This is a genomic window from Erwinia pyri, assembly GCF_030758455.1.
In the GTDB taxonomy this organism is placed as follows: domain Bacteria; phylum Pseudomonadota; class Gammaproteobacteria; order Enterobacterales; family Enterobacteriaceae; genus Erwinia; species Erwinia pyri.
This window is the reverse complement of the sequence record NZ_CP132353.1, coordinates 1,666,237-1,682,251: the sequence shown is the minus strand read 5'-3', so window position 1 is coordinate 1,682,251 and position 16,015 is coordinate 1,666,237. Positions and strand designations below refer to the sequence as shown.

At 55.9% G+C, this 16,015-nt stretch carries 15 protein-coding genes; 5 read left to right on the top strand and 10 right to left on the bottom strand.

The window, feature by feature from the left end:
• Positions 1-6: 6 nt before the first annotated feature.
• The 3 genes from Q3V30_RS07765 to Q3V30_RS07755 all read right to left on the bottom strand — a co-directional run bounded on the left by Q3V30_RS07765 (position 7) and on the right by Q3V30_RS07755 (position 3,327).
• Complete coding sequence (locus Q3V30_RS07765; protein ID WP_306211992.1) at positions 7-1,350, bottom strand: enolase C-terminal domain-like protein; 1,344 nt, start codon at positions 1,348-1,350, stop codon at positions 7-9.
• A complete protein-coding gene (locus Q3V30_RS07760; protein ID WP_306211990.1) occupies positions 1,328-2,680 on the bottom strand; it encodes an MFS transporter in 1,353 nt (450 codons plus the stop codon). The genes Q3V30_RS07765 and Q3V30_RS07760 overlap by 23 nt, the downstream gene beginning before the upstream one ends.
• Positions 2,681-2,991: 311 nt before the next feature.
• The gene (locus Q3V30_RS07755) at positions 2,992-3,327 is read right to left on the bottom strand and encodes an EthD domain-containing protein (RefSeq protein ID WP_306211988.1); all 336 of its coding nucleotides are present in this window, start codon (positions 3,325-3,327) and stop codon (positions 2,992-2,994) included.
• A gap of 111 nt (positions 3,328-3,438) precedes the next feature.
• On the opposite strand from Q3V30_RS07755, the gene Q3V30_RS07750 reads away from it, so the two are divergent.
• The 3 genes from Q3V30_RS07750 (at position 3,439) to Q3V30_RS07740 (ending at position 5,051) form a co-directional block, all read left to right on the top strand.
• Positions 3,439-4,374 carry an AraC family transcriptional regulator gene (locus Q3V30_RS07750; RefSeq protein ID WP_306211986.1) on the top strand — a complete coding sequence of 312 codons (936 nt, stop codon included), beginning with the start codon at positions 3,439-3,441 and terminating at the stop codon, positions 4,372-4,374.
• A gap of 123 nt (positions 4,375-4,497) precedes the next feature.
• The gene (locus tag Q3V30_RS07745) at positions 4,498-4,734 is read left to right on the top strand and encodes a type II toxin-antitoxin system CcdA family antitoxin (protein ID WP_306211984.1); all 237 of its coding nucleotides are present in this window, start codon (positions 4,498-4,500) and stop codon (positions 4,732-4,734) included.
• Positions 4,735-4,736: 2 nt separating this feature from the next.
• Complete coding sequence (locus Q3V30_RS07740) at positions 4,737-5,051, top strand: CcdB family protein (RefSeq protein WP_306211982.1); 315 nt, start codon at positions 4,737-4,739, stop codon at positions 5,049-5,051.
• 17 nt (positions 5,052-5,068) lie between these two features.
• Here Q3V30_RS07740 and Q3V30_RS07735 read toward each other — a convergent pair whose 3' ends face one another.
• Positions 5,069-5,470 (bottom strand): winged helix-turn-helix transcriptional regulator, encoded by a 402-nt coding sequence (locus Q3V30_RS07735; protein ID WP_306211980.1) that lies wholly within the window; start codon positions 5,468-5,470, stop codon positions 5,069-5,071.
• 85 nt (positions 5,471-5,555) lie between these two features.
• Between Q3V30_RS07735 and Q3V30_RS07730 the strand changes: the two genes are divergently transcribed.
• The gene (locus tag Q3V30_RS07730; RefSeq protein WP_306211979.1) at positions 5,556-6,491 is read left to right on the top strand and encodes an aromatic alcohol reductase; all 936 of its coding nucleotides are present in this window, start codon (positions 5,556-5,558) and stop codon (positions 6,489-6,491) included.
• Positions 6,492-6,654: 163 nt separating this feature from the next.
• Complete coding sequence (locus Q3V30_RS07725; RefSeq protein WP_306211977.1) at positions 6,655-8,115, top strand: AMP nucleosidase; 1,461 nt, start codon at positions 6,655-6,657, stop codon at positions 8,113-8,115.
• Between the two features lie 238 nt (positions 8,116-8,353).
• Here the strand turns inward: Q3V30_RS07725 and Q3V30_RS07720 are convergent, their stop codons facing one another.
• The 6 genes from Q3V30_RS07720 to fusA all read right to left on the bottom strand — a co-directional run bounded on the left by Q3V30_RS07720 (position 8,354) and on the right by fusA (position 15,985).
• A complete protein-coding gene (locus Q3V30_RS07720; protein WP_306211975.1) occupies positions 8,354-9,070 on the bottom strand; it encodes an ABC transporter ATP-binding protein in 717 nt (238 codons plus the stop codon).
• On the bottom strand, positions 9,067-9,942 hold the full coding sequence (locus Q3V30_RS07715; RefSeq protein ID WP_306211973.1) for an ABC transporter ATP-binding protein: 876 nt from the start codon (positions 9,940-9,942) through the stop codon (positions 9,067-9,069). Before Q3V30_RS07715 ends, Q3V30_RS07720 begins: the two co-directional genes overlap by 4 nt.
• Positions 9,939-11,225, bottom strand: a complete 1,287-nt coding sequence (livM, locus tag Q3V30_RS07710) for a high-affinity branched-chain amino acid ABC transporter permease LivM (RefSeq protein ID WP_306211971.1) — start codon at positions 11,223-11,225, stop codon at positions 9,939-9,941. The genes Q3V30_RS07715 and livM overlap by 4 nt, the downstream gene beginning before the upstream one ends.
• 10 nt (positions 11,226-11,235) lie before the next feature.
• A complete protein-coding gene (locus Q3V30_RS07705) occupies positions 11,236-12,150 on the bottom strand; it encodes an ABC transporter permease subunit (protein ID WP_306211969.1) in 915 nt (304 codons plus the stop codon).
• 99 nt (positions 12,151-12,249) lie between these two features.
• On the bottom strand, positions 12,250-13,365 hold the full coding sequence (locus Q3V30_RS07700; protein ID WP_428979244.1) for a branched-chain amino acid ABC transporter substrate-binding protein: 1,116 nt from the start codon (positions 13,363-13,365) through the stop codon (positions 12,250-12,252).
• A 514-nt stretch (positions 13,366-13,879) separates the two neighbouring features.
• A complete protein-coding gene (gene fusA, locus Q3V30_RS07695; RefSeq protein WP_306211967.1) occupies positions 13,880-15,985 on the bottom strand; it encodes an elongation factor G in 2,106 nt (701 codons plus the stop codon).
• Positions 15,986-16,015 lie beyond the last annotated feature (30 nt).

The following is a 16,015-nucleotide window of genomic DNA, read 5'->3' as shown; positions in this document are numbered from 1 at the left end:
GTTTCCTTAGCGTACCAACGACGGACGTTTGGCGTCATAGCGCCAGTTATCGATCAAAAACTGCATCCCCAACGCATCGTTCCGATTCTTATCCGGCAGCGCGTTGTAGAGCGTATGCGCCTGTTCGACGCGTTCCATATCCAGCTCGATGCCCAGACCCGGACCCGGCGGTAATTCCAGATAGCCATCGCGGATCTGCGGCGGCTGGCGCGTGAGATGCTGGCCATCCTGCCAAATCCAGTGAGTATCAAAAGCGGTCTGACGATCGCCCGGCGCCGCAGCGCCGAGGTGCGCCACCATTGCCAGCGAGATATCAAAATGATTATTGGAGTGGCAGCCGGTGGTGAGCCCCCATTCGTTGCACAACTGCGCCACCACGTTTGCGTTGCGCATCGTCCAGAAGTGCGGGTCGGCAAGCGGAATGTCGATGGCATTAAGCTGCAGCGCATGGTGTAGCTGCCGCCAGTCGTTTGCGATCATGTTGGTGGCAACCGGCACGCCGGTGGCGCGACGGAATTCGGCCAGCGTTTCCCGGCCGGAATAACCCTGTTCCGCACCGCAGGGATCTTCAAGATAGGGCACCTTACCCGCCAGCTGTTTGCCAAAGCGGATCGCTTCATCCAGCGACCAGCTGGCGTTGGGATCAACGGTAACGCGCGCCTCAGGAAAACGCGCCAGCAGCGCTTCAACCGTTTCGACTTCCACTTCGCCTGCCTGCACGCCTCCTTTCAGCTTGAAGTCGCGAAAGCCATACTGCTCAACCGCCGCTTCCGCCAGCCGTACCACTGCTGTTTTGTCCATCGCCGCTTCATGACGCAGACGGAACCAGCCCTCTTGCTCATTATCTCCCGAGCGATAGTGCATATTGGTGAGCTTGCGATCGGCGATATAGAACAGATAGCCCAGCACCGGAATACGATCGCGCTGTTTACCGCTGGCAAGCAGATCCGCTACCGGCAGGTTAAAAAGCTTGCCCTGCAGATCCAGCAGCGCGGCTTCGATGGCGGCAGCGGCGTTATAAAACTTCTCCGGATTCATCTGCGGAATATGGATGTCATGGGTATGGGCGGTTTGCTGCTGACGCGCCTCGCTGCTGAACAGCTGGCTCAGCGTGGCATTGAGGCGCAGCAGGGAACTGCCTTCAATCAGCGGGCGAAACTGCTCCAGCAACTGCAGGGTTGAGGCATGACACGGCGTTTCACCGACGCCGGTATGCCCGGCTGAGTCGGTCAGGATCACGATAATGCGCGTGAAGAAGCAGTTATGGGCGCCGCCAATATTCAGTAGCATGCTGTCGTAGCCGGCAACCGGTACGATGCGCATGGATTTAATGAGTGGACTGTCTGACATGGTTTCTCTCCGTGTGACCGAATGCGGGGGGAACAGGTTTACTGCGCAGCAGCAGCCACAGACCGGTAATGACCGACACGCTGGTCAGCGCGTAGAGTCCGCCGGTGGTGCTGCCGGTGTGCATTTCGAGATAGCCGAAAACCGTCGGCGCGAAGAATCCGCCAAGGTTGCCAATTGAGTTGATCATCGCAATGCCTGGTGCAGCAATTGATGCGGGCAGTTCGCTTTGCGGCATCGGCCAGAAAAACGCAGCGCTCACCTTGGAACCGATACAAGCCACAATCATCGCCACAAAGCCGAACCACGGCGTGCCAAACGTAGCCATAAAAGTCCCGCAGGCGGCAATCAGCATGGCGATGCCAAGCCCTTTATCCAGCTTATGGCGATAGCGATCGGTGGCTTTACCGAGCGTAAACAGCGCCACGATAGCGAACAGCCAGGGAACGGCAGTCAGAAGTCCGGTTTCGAAACTGTTGAAGCCCTGAATACGCTGAATGATTTGCGGTAACCAGAACACCAACGTGTAGCCGGTCATGGTCATGGTGAAGAAGATCAGGCAGTAAGACAAAAGACGGCGATCGGCGATCAACCCCCAGCGACCTTGTGTTACGGCACGCTCTTCACGTGCCGCATCTTCCAGAGCCAGCTGCTGCGCCAGCGCCTGTTTCTCCGCGTCGCTGAGCCATTTCGCCCCTTCCGGTTTAGAGACCAACACCCATGCCGCCAGCAGGCCGATCGTTATCGATCCGCCGCCCTCCATAAACATGACCCATTTCCAGCCCGCAAGGCCGCCAACGTCATGCATCATCAGGATGGCGCCCGTGAGCGGACCGGAGAAGAGAAAGGCGCTGGCTGTGGCACTCAACACCATGGCGGTAGCGCGTCCCCGCCAGGCATTCGGCACCCATTGACGAAAATAGAACAGCACGCCGGGGAAGAAGCCAGCTTCCGCTACGCCGAGCAGGAAACGCAGCAGATAGAAGTGCAGCGGCGTGCTGACAAAACCGGTCAGCACCACCACCATGCCCCAGGTGATCATAATGCGCGTGAGCCACACACGTGCGCCGAGTTTCTTCAGCATCATGTTGCTCGGCACTTCAAACAGCGCATAGCCGATAAAGAACAGTCCGGCACCCAAGCCGAAAGCGGCGGCGCTGATACCCGCATCGGTTTGCAGCTGGGCTTTAACGAAACCGATGTTGGCGCGGTCTATCTGGTTAACGATAAGCATCAGCGCCAGCATCGGTATGATGCGGCGGAAAAACTTGCCGATGGCGGAAGCGATATGCGCCTCATGATCGGGTGATAATTCATAGTGTTGTTGTGTCATGCGTCACCTGTAGGGTCAAAAGCACCGCTATAGGTATACGCAGCAGAATTAGCAGGCGGATATGTGGTATTGCCCGAGAACACTTATGCACATGCCCTATGATTGTTAAATTTCATAGGGTTATGTTAATTTTTGTTGAAGATTTTAGTGCTGGTTTGTGCGCTGGCTCACTGGCGACGTGCGATTAATATCGGTGTCCGGCTCACCTGTTAAAGGCGGGATTATTCATATGGACTATAACGTTGAAGGTTTGGATGTGGGCGATCGTGGTTCCAGGTAATGCTCTTTGTCCTGCTCCTCCGGCGAGATCGTTATTCAACGACAATGACCTCTTCGGTCACGAGCCGGACCACGGAAGTCAAGTCGATGAAGTTCACGTGGTCAGGATCCACCCTGGTGGCAAAGTTGTCCGACAGGAAGAGTTTGTTCATGTCGTCAATGTTGTCGAACCACGCCTCCACCATGGCGTCGAACCGTGGTTCTTCTGAGGTCATATAATTCACGGGGTATGAAATCACGAAGCGGCGGATCTTCTTCGCTTCAGGAATTGCAAAAAGCATCGGGGCATGAACGTCGCGACGATATTCCCTGAATTCCTGAATGCCCATACCCTGCCGGCGCTTGAAACCGATAACGACTTTGATCATGAAAATATCCTTTGACGGTGAGCAATCTGTGCATCTGCTTCGACAAAGAATAACCATGAAAGTCGATACAAACTATGTTTGAATATCCATAATACTTTCGAGATTGTCCCCATGGTTGCTGATCCCTTATCCGATGTTCTCTCGCTATTGACGCCAAAAACTTACATTGCGGGTGGCTTTGACTTAGGAGGGAAATGGGCGCTTCAGTTCGAGAAGCATTCTGGTCTCAAATATTTTGCGCTCGTATCTGGCAGCGCCTGGCTCGCTGTCGATAGTGGGCAAGATCCGATAAGGCTTGAAGCGGGTGATTGCGTCCTGTTACCCAACGGACGTCGATTTCTGATTGCTCAAGACCTCGCCTTCAAGCCGGTCAGTATTGCCACCCTACCCGAAGAGGACTGGAACGGCGGTATCGCGACAGTGAACGGCGGCGGAGAAACAACAATGCTCGGCGGCCATTTCGGATTCGCCGGCAAACATGTCGACATCCTGCTTGGATCAATGCCTGCCATCATTCGGCTTCGCGATGAAGATGATAAGTCAGGTCTGCGATGGGCCCTCGGCCGTATGCGACAAGAGCTGTTCGGAGCGCAGCCGGGTGCCAGGCTCGTGGTGCAGCATCTCGCTCACTTAATGCTGGTCCAGGCGCTGCGACTTTATCTCGCTCACGGCGTGGGAAGTGGGGTCGGCTGGCTGTTTGCACTAAGTGATGAAAGGATCGCCGTTGCCATTGGCGCAATTCATGCGAGCCCAGGCACCCGTTGGACTTTGCCGGAACTTGCGCAGAAGGCCGGGATGTCCCGATCCAAGTTCGCACTCAGGTTCAAAAGTATATCTGGGGCGTCGCCAATTGAATATCTCACACGATGGAGAATGATGATTGCCTGTCACCGGCTCACCAATGGTACTGAATCTGTCTCCAGAATCGCGCTGTCACTAGGTTATGCATCAGAAGCTGCATTCAGTACAGCGTTTCGGCGACTCATCGGATGTTCGCCACGACAGTATTCTTTGAAAAATAAGTTGCTAAACGAAACTGCTAATTAATATTATTTCCTACTGGGGTGGGTTCTTCACCGGAATCCCACATTTTCCGCTCCTTTGCCTTTTTGGTGTTATGCTACATCCAATTAGCCGTGTTTATTACACGGCATTTGACGCGAGGTATTTATGGCTGCTACACAACGAGCAACGCAAAGCGTTACCATGACCGTAGAACGAACCTTACTCAGCCGTGCGCGTGAGGCTGGAATTAATCTAAGTGCCACCCTGACCGCAGCCCTTGACGCTGAACTACGCCAGTACGAAGCGAAAAAGTGGCAGGAGGAAAACAGCGAAGCGCTGGAAGCTCTTAACCGCTTTCACGATGAACATGGTTGTTTCAGCGATGAGTACAGGACATTTTAAGAATGCAGTTCACTGTATACGGCAATACCGGGAAAAGCGCCGTCTATCCCCTGCTGCTTGATGTAACCAGCGATATTATCGGCCAGTTAAACCGCAGGATTGTTGTCCCTCTGCTGCCTGTTGAAAATTACCCAGGCAGCCCACGCCCCGAACGGCTGGTTCCGCTTATCAGACTGACCGACAATAGAGAATATGCAGTTATGACGCATGAGATGGCGAGCATTCCCGCGCGTTCTCTGGGAGCGGTGTTCTGCGATGTTTCCCATTATCGTACCCAGATCAAAGCCGCGATTGATTTTCTTCTCGACGGTATTTAATCCCTCCTTTGGGGCTGCTAATCACCATCGTACCGTGCTCTGGCTTCACGGATATAGTCGGCGGATGTGATAATCCAGGACCATAAAGGTAACATCCTGAGAAGCATTTCTTTTCCGGAATCGGTAATCGCATAAACCACCCGGGGCAATTTCTCCTCGTAATCACAGCGGGATATAAGTCCGTCACGCTCCAGATGACGCAGTGTCCGCGTCAGCATTCTTTGCGTGACTCCCGTAAGGTAGCGACGTATCTCCCCATAGCGAAGAGACCCGCAGGTACCGAGAATATGTAACACGCCCAGCGACCAGCGATTACCGGCATGTGCCAGGATCTCACGTTTCAGCCCCTCATCATCGTTGCTTAATTCTTCACAAAACTCCTTTGAAAATTGCAGCAATGCTTCCCGTTCAGACTCCATATCACCTCCGGTATCATTCATGTGCCTTATTGAGGCAGGCTCTTTCAGCTGTCAGGATGACGTTTTAATACGACAGGAGGCAAGAATGAAATCAGAAAACAAATTTTTAAATAGCGTTCTGATACTCGGCGCAGGAGAACTTGGTCTGCAGGTATTACGAGCGATGTGCAATAAAGCGCAGAAACATACCAATTTAAAAATCAGTGTATTACTAAGAAAAGAAGCGGCTAACGCCGTTTCTGGTCCACACAAGGCACGACTGGATGAGCTGATGAAACTGCGCATCTCTGTAGTTGAGGGCGATCTGCAGGAAAACAGTATCGATGAGCTGAGTGAGATATTTGGCTCTTTTGACACCGTCATCAACTGTAGTGGTTTTGTCGGCGGGCCGGGAACGCAGATAAAGATTACACAGTCGGTATTAAAAGCGGCCGTAGCACGATACTTTCCGTGGCAGTTTGGCGTTGACTATGACGTGGTTGGTAAAGGCAGCGGGCAGCAGGTATGGGATGAACAGCTTGAGGTTCGCCACCTGCTGCGCGGGCAAAATGCAACGGAATGGGTCATTGTCTCTACCGGAATTTTTACCAGCTACCTGTTTGAATCTGGCTTTGGTGTGGTTGATGTACAAAGTAAAACTGTTTTTGGCCTGGGCGACTGGCAGCATGCAGTGACGCTGACCACACCTGAAGATATCGGCAAGCTGACTGCAGCTATTTTCTTCCATCAGCCCGCTTTTCGTAACGAGATTGTCTTTATCGCAGGCGATACGCTGACCTACAGTGAGCTGGCTGATTTAATGCAAACCCACTGGAACGCTGAAGTAAACCGAAAATTACTGGTCAGGAAAAAGCTTGAGGATGACGTGCAGCATAATCCTGAAGATGTGGGAGCAAAATACCGGCTTGCTTTCGCCCGGCCTGACGGGGTGGCATGGAGTAAAGAAAAAACATTCAATTATCTTCAGGGGATTGAAACCACAACGGTCGGTCAGTGGCTTGCAAAACAGCGTGCCGTGTAGTTTTTGGGCTTTAATTCATGCTCTGTAGAGAGTAAGCCAGCCGAACAGCAATAAGATTTTTCCCAGCCCAGTCAGGTAATTACCCGTTTTCCGGCAGGCGTTTTTGTTAAAAATATGCCAGGATGCTGTGAAGATAATGAGAAACCGAGACCAGGGAGATACCATGACTCAGCCTTCTGCCCCGAAAGGGTTGTCCGTAGCCGGGGCGCTGGACAAGCTGGACGCCCTCTATGAAGAGGCCGTTACCGCGCTTCGCGAAGCGATTACCACCTATATCAGCAGCGGTCAGTTACCGGACGAAGCCGCGCGCGCCAGCGGCCTGTTTGTTTACCCGGAACTGCGCGTAAGCTGGGAAGGCGACGATTCAGGCCACCGCCTTACCCGCGCCTTTGGTCGTTTTACCCGTCCGGGCAGCTACGCCACCACCATCACCCGCCCGGCGCTGGCGCGGCACTACCTTTCTGAACAGCTTGAGATGCTGGCCGGCGAATATCCGGTGACGCTGGAAGTAAGACCTTCCAGCCAGGAGATCCCCTTCCCTTATGTGATTGATGGTTCCAACCTGGGGCTGGACCGCACCATGAGCGCCGGTCTGGCGAAACACTTCCCCACTACTGAGCTGGCACAGATTGGCGATGAAAATGCCGATGGCCTCTATCAGCCGGGTGAAGCGTTCCCGCTTTCCCACTTCGATGCGCTGCGTACTGATTTTTCGCTGGCAAGGCTCCGTCACTACACCGGCACGCCCGTTGAGCATTTCCAGTCCTACGTGTTGTTCACCAACTACACCCGCTATGTGGATGAGTTTGTCCGCTGGGGTTGTGAACAGATAGCAGATCCTGATTCCCCCTATGAAGCGTTGTCCTGCGCGGGCAGCATTTTTGTCACGGCGGAAACGCCCGATCCTTTGCAGGTTATCTCTGGCCTGGCGTGGAAAAATCACCAGATGCCCGCCTGGCATCTGATCGCTAAAGAGGGTCAGGGGATCACGCTGATCAACATTGGCGTCGGGCCCTCCAACGCCAAGACCATCTGCGACCACCTGGCGGTGCTGCGTCCTCATACCTGGCTGATGATTGGTCACTGCGGCGGGCTGCGCGAGAGCCAGACCATTGGCGATTACGTGCTGGCCCACGCTTATCTGCGCGATGACCACGTACTGGATGACGTGCTGCCGCCAGATATCCCGGTTCCCAGCATCGCGGAAGTGCAGCGGGCGCTTTATGACGCCACCAAGCAGGTCAGCGGTATGCCTGGCGATCAGGTTAAACAGCGGCTGCGTACCGGCACGGTGGTGACTACCGATGACCGTAACTGGGAGCTGCGCTACTCCGCCTCCGCGCTGCGTTTTAACCTCAGCCGTGCGGTAGCTGTAGATATGGAGAGCGCCACCATCGCCGCGCAGGGTTATCGCTTCCGCGTACCTTACGGGACGCTGCTTTGCGTCTCCGATAAGCCGTTGCATGGCGAGATCAAGCTGCCGGGCCAGGCAAACCGTTTCTATGAAGGGGCGATCTCCGAGCATCTGCAAATCGGCATTCGCGCGATAGATCTGCTGCGCGCCGAAGGGGATAAGCTGCACTCCCGCAAACTGCGTACCTTTAACGAGCCGCCGTTCCGCTAAGCCAGGCTGGCCGCAGGCAGACCCGGCTGGCTAAAGGATCGGGTGCTGTCAGTGGCCAGGACCAGCCTCGATAAAGCATCCCGTGCTCCCTGCGGGATGGAACTTTGCCAGAGTTCCGGTCACAGCGGCAGGGAAGCCGCTGTATGTGCCGGGTGCTTATCAGCAAGCCGGGTATGCACTGCTTCCGTTGGTCATCAATCCCTGCGCCCGCCTGAAGATTAATGCTGAATATCACCCCTCAAGTTCCGCCGAGATAGGCGCTTCTTACCTCAGGATCAGCCAGCAGCTCCTGCCCGGTACCGGTCAGCCGGATTTGCCCATTCACCATCACATACGCCCTGTCTGAAAGCTTAAGCGCGTGATTAGCATTTTGCTCCACCAGAAACAGCGTCAAACCTCCTTGCGTCAGTTCCCGCAGGATCTGAAAAATCTGCTTCACCACAATCGGTGCCAGGCCCAGGCTGGGTTCATCCAGCAGCAGCAGTTTTGGTCTGCTCATCAGGGCGCGCGCAATCGCCAGCATCTGTTGCTCACCGCCCGATAAGGTCATGGCCCGCTGGCTGCGCCGCTCCTCCAGACGGGGAAACAGGCTGTACATACGGGCTTTGTCCTCGTTCTGATAACGACTGCCGATGGGGATGGTGCCCATTAACAGGTTCTCCTCCACCGTCATATCCGGGAAAATTCGCCGCCCTTCCGGTGCCTGGGCAATGCCGTTGCTGGCAATAAAGTGGGTCGACTTATGGCTGATATCTTTCCCGCGATAGAGGATCTCCCCCGCTGCAATACGCGGCTGACCAAATATCGACATCAGTAGCGTTGATTTACCGGCACCATTCGCGCCAATCAGCGAGACCGTTTCGCCTTCATTCACCGTCAGCGAAATCTCTTTTAATGCCTGGACAGGACCATAGAAAACGTTCACGTTGCGAAACTCAAGCAGGCTCTGGCTCATCCGGCAATCTCCTCTTCTTCCGCACCCAGATAAGCGGCAATAACGCTGGCATTATTCTGGATTTCCGCGGGCGCGCCGCGGGCGATGACATCGCCATGATCCAGCACAATCACATGGTCCGAAATCTCCATCACCATGCCCATATCATGCTCAATCAGTAAGACCGTCACGCCATGCTGCTGGCGAAGGAAACGAATGATTTTGCTCAGCGCCTGGGTTTCAACCGGGTTCAGCCCCGCCGCAGGCTCATCCAGGCAGATCATTTCCGGTCCGGTACACATGGCGCGCGCAATTTCCAGCCTGCGCTGCTGGCCGTAGGAGAGCGTACCGGCCAGCCTGTTGACGCACGACACCAGATCCACCACCTCCAGCCAGTAAAAGGCGCGGTCCAGGGCCTGGCTCTCCGCTTTACGATAGCCTGGCGTGTTGAGTATCCCGGCGATCAGATTGCGGTTAGCCTGCATGTGCTGCGCCACCAGCAGGTTCTCTATCACCGACATCTCGCGGAACAGGCGGATATTCTGGAAGGTGCGTGCCAGGCCGGCACGGTTAACCAGATGGGTGCCGCCGAACATTTTGTAGTAGATGCGCGAACCAAGACGCGCAGGATTAAGGAAGTCGCCGGGACGGATTTTTTGCCCCAATACCTGAATGACATCGGTCCTGCGCGAGTGGGCGTTAAGCAGGATCGAGCCGCCGGTGGCCTGATAAAAGCCGGTAAGACAGTTAAATACCGTGGTTTTCCCCGCGCCGTTTGGCCCGATTAATGCCGTGACCGAGCCGCGCTCGATCTCCAGGCTCACGTCGTTCAGCGCTTTGATGCCGCCGAAATGCATCATCAGATGCTCAACACGCAGAATACTGTCGCTCATGGCGCCACTCCCTTGCGCATGGCCACGCCCACACGGCTGGTGCGCACCAGCCCGCGCGGCCGCCAGATCATCATCAGCACCATCAGTACGCCAAACAGCAGCACGCGGTATTCGGCAAAGCTGCGCAGAAGTTCGGGCGCAACGGTCAGCACAAAGGCTGCCAGCACCACGCCCAGCGTCGAGCCCATCCCGCCCAGCACCACAATGGCGAGGATCAGCGCGGATTCAAAAAAGGTGAAGGACGTAGGATTAACAAAGCCCTGATAAGTGGCGAAGAAGACGCCCGCAATGCCTGCGGTTGAGGCACCCAGCATAAAAGCGGAGAGTTTTACCAGCACGTGATTCAGCCCCATCGCCCGGCAGGCAATCTCATCTTCACGCAGCGCTTCCCACGCCCGCCCGATTGGCATGCGGGTCAGCCGGTGCTTGATAAACAGCACCAGCAGCACCACCAGGATCAGGACGGCATAGATAAAGATAAACTTCAGGTTGGGGTTGTAAGTGGTATGCAGAAACTCATGGATGGGCACCCCGCCCTCTTTGGCTCGCCGGGCAAACTCCAGGCCAAAAAAGGTGGGTGCGGGCACGGAAACGCCGTTGGGGCCGCCGGTAAAGCTGACCCAGTTGGTCAGCACCAGACGAATAATTTCGCCAAAGCCCAGCGTGACGATAGCCAGGTAATCCCCGTGCATTCTTAATACCGGGAATCCCAGCAGCGCGCCTGCCAGCGCTGCGAGTATTGCGCCAAGCGGAAGCATCGCCCAGAAGCCCAGCCCGAGATACTGATAACCCAGCGCCAGACCGTAAGCACCGATGGCGTAAAACGCCACGTATCCCAAATCCAGCAGCCCTGCCAGCCCGACCACAATATTCAGCCCCAGCCCCAGCAGCACGTAGATCAGCCCCAGAATAGCTACGGTGAGCAGATATTTTGTGGCAATAAAGGGAAACAGGATCGCCAGCACCAGCAGCAGGGGAATAATCCAGCGCAGGCGGCTGCGGTAATCAGCGGGCCGCACATAAACACCGTCATCAGCCCCTTCAAAACGGGCGACGAATTTACGCCCGGTGGCGCTCTGCAGCGTCAGGCTCAGTAGCACTCTGCCCGCCATTACCGCAGCTACCAGAATCGCTACCCGCTGTGGGGAGAGTTCAAAACTGTAGCCCTTCAGCACTATGCCGACAATCGGCCCAAACACCACCAGCGCACACAGCCCCGCCAGCACCGTATCGATCAGGCACTGCCTGATATCCAGCCCCGGCTTCATTGCAGCATCCGTCATCACAGACTCCTTACACCTTGGTCACCAGCGGACGTCCCAACAGCCCCTGCGGGCGGAAAATCAGGATCACCACCAGCAGCGCAAACGAGAACACATCTTTGTAATCGGAGTTCACCATGCCGGCGAACTGCGCCTCGGCAATGCCCAGCAGCAGCCCCCCCAGCATCGCGCCCGGCAGGGAGCCAATGCCGCCCAGCACCGCGGCGGTAAAGGCTTTGATGCCGATAATAAACCCGGCATAAAAGTCGAAGGTGCCGTAGTTCATCGTCACCAGCACCCCAGCCAGACCGGCCATCGCTGCGCCGATCACAAATACCAGCGAGATAACCCGATCGGTATTGATACCGAGGATCGAGGCCATCTTTCTGTCCTGCTGCGTGGCGCGACAGATCCTTCCCAGCCGGGTGTACTGAATAATCCAGGTGAGTAGCGCCATACCGGCCAGCGCCGCCGCCAGGATAAAGACTTTGGTCCAGGTGATTTGCACCACGCCATCGCCCACCTCAAATCGCAGCACGCCGGTCAGCAGCGTAGGAATGCCCTGCTGATTGGGTCCCTGACTGATTTGCGCATAGTTCTGCAGAATAAGTGACATGCCGATAGCTGATATTAACGGTGCGAGCCGGGTAGAGTTTCGCAACGGCCGGTAGGCAATACGTTCAATTGTCCAGCCATACACGCCGGTAACGACGATGGTGAAAATGAGCGTACCGAAGATCAGCAGCGGGAAAGAGTGAATACCGAAGTAAGAGAGCAGCGCCAGGCCAATTGCGCAGAGGTAAGCGGAGATCATATAGACTTCGCCATGCGCAAAGTTAATCATGCCGATAATGCCATAAACCATGGTATAGCCGATGGCGATCAGGCCATAGACGGCCCCCAGCGTCAGGCCATTGACCAGTTGTTGCAGAAAGAATGCTTCCATAATGAACGGTCTCGCCTGAAGTAGGCCAGCGCAGACTCTTCCCGCGCTGGCTTAACGTTTGCGATCTCTGCCTGTCAGGCAGAAAGGGGTGGCCCGGGATTACAGCTGGTGATACTTGCCTTTGTCATCCCATTTGTAGACCACATAGTCCGAGACTTTCAGGTCGCCCTTGCCATCCCAGCTTTTTTGCCCCATGACCGTATCGACGCTGTGGCTCTTCAGCCACTCGCTGGCTTTTTCGTTATCTTTACCCGCGCCGTTATAGGCAGCGGCAATCGCCTGGATAGAGGCGTAGGCGTAGAGGGTGTAGCCCTCCGGCTCAAAGCCGCCTGCCCGGAACTTCTCGATCACCGATTTACCCGCGGCAATGGTGCGCGGATCGTTGCCGAAGGTCATCAGCACGCCGTCGGTATATTGAGGACCGCCCGCCGCCGTCACCATCTCCTGTGTGACGATGCAGTCGCCGGAGAAGAATTTGGCCTGCACGCCCTGCTCACGCATCTGGCGGACCAGTGGACCAGCCTCCGGATGGCAGCCGCCGAAGTAGACCACATCAGGCTTGAGCGATCCGATCTTCGTCACTAACGCGTTAAAGTCTTTTTCTCCACGCGATAACCCTTCATACAGCACTTCTTTGGTGCCGCGTTTCTCCAGCGCCGCTTTGGTGGCGTCTGCCAGTCCCTGACCATAGGTATCTTTGTCATGAATAACGGCGATCTTTTTCGCTTTCAGCACGTCGAGCATGTAGTTAGCTGCAACCGTACCCTGCTGATCGTCGCGTCCGCACATGCGGAACATCCCTTTCATGCCGCGCTCGGTGATTTGCGGGTTGGTGGAGCCAGGAGTAATGGTTAGCACGCCCGCTTCGTCATAGACTTCTGAAGCTGGCATGGTGGAAGAGGAGCAGAAATGGCCGACAACCGCCGAGACTTTGGACTCATCCACCAGCCGGTTAGCCACCGCTACCGCCTGTTTGGGTTCGCAGGCATCATCCCCCTGCACCAGCACAATTTTCTCTCCCTTGATCCCGCCAGCCGCGTTGATATCCGCCACCGCCTGCGACGCCCCTTTCCAGTACTGCGCACCATAGGTGGCATTCGGACCGGTAAACGGACCTGCCACGCCAATCATCACATCTGCATGCGCACAGAGCGCCGTACTCAAACAACCAGCTATCACAACCTGAAGGGGTAACTTAATCAGTTTCAAAGACATTCTGTATTCCTCAGCACTGTTCAGAACTAAACGCCGGTCAGCGGCGCGGGAAAGATCATTGAGTGGGGCGAAAACCTGATAAGAGAGCGGGCCGCGAACGGCTGGTAGTGAATAAGCAATAATCTCGCCATGATGGCGAGAAGCACCTGATTTCCTTAAAAGATGTGAAGTCACGCGGCGTCAGTTGCGGCACGCCTCCCTTTTCAGGATGGCATTCTCCAGCCTCTGCGAGCGTAACGGCCCTGACAAGGCTGAGCGGGAAGCGCGGCTTCCTGAGCGGCCAGAAACGTAAACATAGCTGCACTGTCCGCAGGCTGCGCACTGCGCTGGTGCAAAAATGCGGGAGGGATCAATTGCGTGAGGAATTTTTTACGCTGAATGTGAAGCAGCCGAAAAAAAACGGGAGCTTAAGCTCCCGTTCAGGTTAACGCTGTGACTTACCCGCTGATGTCGCTCAGGCTTTACCGCCGCGATCGGCAATCAGGCTCAGCTGTGACTTACCCGCTGATGCCCCTCAGGCTTTACCGCCGCGATCGGCAATGATGCCTTCTGCCACGTTGCGTGGCGCTTCAGCATAGTGATGGAACTCCATGCTGTAGGTAGCGCGCCCCTGGGACATAGAGCGCAGCGTTGTAGAGTAGCCAAACATCTCGGAGAGCGGCACCTCAGCGTGGATCACCCGGCTACCCAGCCGTTCTTCCATGCCCTGCACCAGGCCGCGTCGGGAGGACAAGTCGCCCATCACGTTGCCTGCATACTCTTCCGGCGTTTCCACTTCCACCTTCATGACTGGCTCAAGGATCGCCGGGCTGGCCTGGCGCGCCGCCTCCTTAAAGCCGAAAATGGCCGCCATGCGAAACGCCATCTCTGAGGAGTCCACCTCATGGTAGGAGCCAAACGTCAGCGTGGCCTTGATATCCACCAGCGGATAACCCGCAAGAATGCCGTTGTTCATCGCTTCGCGAACGCCCTTCTCGACCGAAGGAATGTATTCGCGCGGCACCACGCCGCCTTTGGTGGCATCAACAAAAGCAAATCCTTTGCCCGCCTCCTGAGGCTCCAGCGTCAGCACCACATGACCGTACTGGCCTTTACCACCCGACTGCCGGACAAATTTGCCTTCCACATCCTTCGCCACGCCGCGCAGGGTTTCCCGATAGGTTACCTGAGGTCGTCCGATGTTGGCCTCGACGCCAAACTCACGCTTCATCCGGTCTACGATGATCTCCAGATGCAGTTCTCCCATCCCGGAGATAATCGTCTGCCCGGACTCTTCGTCACTACTCAGCCGGAACGACGGATCTTCAGAAGCGAGCCTTTGCAGCGCAATGCCCATTTTTTCCTGATCGCTTTTGGTTTTTGGCTCAATCGCCAGCGAGATAACCGGTTCAGGAAATTCCATGCGTTCAAGGGTGATGACCGCATCGGGATCGCACAAGGTTTCTCCCGTGGTGACCTCTTTAAGCCCCACGCAGGCGGCAATATCCCCTGCCCGGATCTCATCCACCTCGTGACGCGCATTGGCATGCATCTGCACAATTCGCCCGATACGCTCTTTCTTACCCTTGATCGGGTTCCAGACGCTGTCGCCTTTACTTAACACGCCGGAGTAAACGCGAACAAACGTCAGCTGCCCGACAAAGGGATCGGTCATCAGCTTGAACGCCAGCGCCGAGAATTTCTCCCCGTCGTCGGCGGCTCTTTCCGCCTCGTTGCCCCGCTCATCCAGCCCTTTCACCGGCGGGATATCCAGCGGCGAGGGCATCAGTTCAATCACCGCATCCAGCATGCGCTGCACGCCTTTGTTCTTGAACGCGCTGCCGCAGAGCATTGGCTGGATTTCCCCGGCGATGGTCCGTTGCCGGAGACCAGCAATAATTTCCTCTTCGCTGAGGTCGCCCTCTTCCAGATACTTCTCCATCAGCTGGTCGCTCGCTTCCGCTGCCGCGGCAACCATTTTTTCCCGCCATTCCTGTGCGACGCTGTGCAGCTCTTCCGGCACCGGGGCGTAGCTGAAGGTCATGCCCTGGGTTTCATCATCCCAGAGAATGGCGCGCATTTTGATCAGATCGACAACGCCGCGAAAATGCTCTTCGCTACCAATCGGGATCACAATGGGCACCGGATTCGCTTTCAGGCGATCGATCATCATCGTAACTACGTGAAAGAAGTCAGCGCCCTGGCGGTCCATTTTATTCACGAACGCCAGCCGGGGAACATGGTATTTATTCGCCTGCCGCCAGACCGTTTCCGACTGCGGCTGTACGCCACCTACCGCGTCATACACCATCACGGCCCCATCCAGCACGCGCATCGATCTCTCTACCTCAATAGTGAAATCAACGTGTCCGGGCGTATCAATGATATTGATACGGTGGGGTTCAAACGTTCCCTCCATACCGGGCCAGAAGCAGCTTACCGCTGCCGAGGTAATGGTGATACCGCGCTCCTGCTCCTGTGCCATCCAGTCCGTCGTCGCCGCGCCATCGTGCACTTCACCCAGGCGGTGACTCATGCCGGTGTAGAAGAGGATGCGCTCGGTAGTGGTGGTTTTACCGGCATCAATATGGGCTGAAATACCAATGTTACGGTAGCGGGCAAGGGGGATTGTTCGGGGCATAGGAGTTCCTTGGTTTCAGGGTCAGATTTC